The organism is Rhizobacter sp. P3_B12 (genome assembly GCF_056402895.1).
Map to the genome: position 1 here is coordinate 1 of NZ_JBFUGN010000950.1, position 2,361 is coordinate 2,361.

The window sequence follows — 2,361 nt, forward strand, 5'->3', positions numbered from 1 at the left end:
GCTGCAGCGCGACCAGGTCGCTGACATACACGCTCGTGGTGCGGCTGCGGCCGGAGATCCGGGCATTGACCTCCGCGTCTTCGGTCGGTATCACCGCGCGGCTCGCATCCAGCTCGCCCTCGGCCTCGGTCTGCTCGAAGTGGTTGCGCGAGCGGTCGTGCGACAGCCCGAAGGTCAGCCGGTGCGGCCGGGCATTCCAGGTCGCCTGCAGCGCCAGCCCCTCGCTGTCGGTGCGCGTGCGCGTGCGGTTCTCGACGCCGGTTTCCTCGACGGCGGGCGGGTCGTAGTCGTCGTTCAGGTCGCCGTTCAGTGTCGACGCGCGGTTGCGGCGCGCATAGGCCGTCGCCGCCATCTCCCACTGCGGGCCCAGCGTGGCGGTGGTGTTGAAGGTCAGCAGCGTTGCCTCGTTGTCGGTCAGGTCGGGCCGGGTGTAGACCTGCTCGCGGCGCTGCGCCAGCATCGATTCGGGCAGCCCGCCGTTGCCGACCAGCTGGTTGTCGGCGTGGCCGAGGCTCAGGTCCCACGAGAAGTCGCTGCTGCGCTGCCCGCCTTTCACGAACAGCTGCCGCACCCGCGACGGCGACTCGTCGCGCCAGCCGTCTTCGTTGAGCGCGCCGAAGGCCATGAAGAGGTGGCCGGTCTCGCCGAGCTTGCGCCCGTGCGTCAGCTCGGTGCTGATGCGGCCGAACGAGCCGCCTTCGACCTCGATCCCGGTGCCCGGGTGCGTGTCGCCGCTCTTGGTCTGCATCGAGAGTGCGCCGCCCAGCGTGTTCAGCCCGAACTGCGGATTGGAGCCCGGCAGCAGCGTGATGTTGGCGATCGCGGCGCGCGGCAGCAGGTCCCAGTTGACGATGTCGCCGAACGGTTCGTTGACGCGCACGCCGTCGAGGAACACCGACAGCCCCTGCGGCGTGCCCAGCAGCGGGCTGGCAGTGAAGCCGCGGTAGTTCACGTCCATCTGGTACGGGTTGCCCTGCACCTCGTTGACGCTGACGCTGGGCAGCTGCGTGCGCATGAACTCGGGCAGGTTCAGGCTCTGCAGCTGGCGCAGCCGCCGGTCGGTGGCGGTCTGCACGTTCGACGGGATCTGGTCCTTGGGCACGCCGGTGCCGGGCACGGGCGTGGTCTGCACGATCTCGACCTCGGGCAGCACGACGACGGGCGTCGTCTGCGCGTGAACGGCGGGCGCGGATGCCATCACGGCCAGCAGCGATGCGTTCGCAAGCGGGTGACGGCGCCAGTTCGGCCGGCGGGGGTACGGCATGTCAGGTCTCCGGTGTGGTTGTGTCCTTGTCTCGGAGTTGCAGGGGTCGTCTGGGTGGTGGTGTGCCACGCTAACAAGCGGGGCGTGCGCGGCACAGGGAAAAATTCCCGGGCGGGCTGCTCGTTAACACCAGGGGCTGGCCGCTCCTTCAATCGCACTGCACGCGGCTTCGCCTGCCATCGGCGGTCTGAGGCGGTACGAATGGACCTCCTCAAGGTTGATGAATTCACTCGGCCTGTCGTGAAAAATCCCCTTGCGCATCGCTAGACTGCGCGCACCGCAGCGGCAGACCACTGCCGCGCGGGTTGCCAGCGCCCCACAGGGCCGAAGGCGACACAACACCTGACCCGTCATTGGATTGCGCCGGTCGACGACCGGTGTGGGAGGACTGTCTTGGAACTGATCTTGGTAGCGTCGCGGCGTGTTCGCGGCTTGGTGGTGTCGTGCGTGGGCGCGCTGGCGCTCTCGACGTTCTCGTTGGCAGCGTGGGGGCAGCTGGCAGTCGGCCAGGATGGCCAGCCGGGCTATCAACATCCGATCGCGGTGCCGCCGGGCATTGCCGGCATGGTGCCGGCACTCGGCCTGTCGTACGGCGGTGACGGCAACGGCCCGGTGGGTCATGGCTGGTCGCTGACCGGGGTCTCGTCGATCGCGCGCTGCGGCGCGAACCTCGCGACCGACGGGCGCGTCCGCGGCGTCGACAACACGGCGGCCGACAAGCTGTGCCTGGATGGCCAGCGGCTGATCCAGACGGGTCCAACAGGGGTGATCACGGACTTCCCGCAGACCAACGACAGCGCAGGCGGCAGCGGTCTGCTGCGCGAGTTCCGCACCGAGCGCGATTCGTTCGCGCGCATCCGGGCTTACGGCGCGGGCGGCGGTGCCCCGGCGTACTTCAAGGTCTGGACCAAGGACGGCCGGGTCTACGAGTACGGCAACAACAGCAATGCCGCGGCTGACGCGGCCGTGACGGCGCAGGGCACCGGCGTCATCACCACCTGGCTGGTGAGCCGGGTGAGCGACCTGCGCGGCAACTACATCGACTACCAGTACCAGCAGCGCGACGGATTGGCGTGGGGCAGCGGCACGGTGGCCGG

The 2,361-nt window shown here is 69.2% G+C and carries 2 protein-coding genes; one reads left to right on the forward strand and one right to left on the reverse strand.

All coding sequences use genetic code 11. The features are described 5' to 3' along the window. Nucleotides 1-1,264 (reverse strand): TonB-dependent receptor (locus tag AC1D01_RS30575; RefSeq protein WP_477873132.1); only part of this gene is annotated, 1,264 nt, incomplete at its 3' end. A 393-nt stretch (nucleotides 1,265-1,657) separates the two neighbouring features. On the opposite strand from AC1D01_RS30575, the gene AC1D01_RS30580 reads away from it, so the two are divergent. After that, on the forward strand, nucleotides 1,658-2,361 hold a 704-nt coding region (locus tag AC1D01_RS30580; protein WP_477873134.1), incomplete at its 3' end, for a SpvB/TcaC N-terminal domain-containing protein.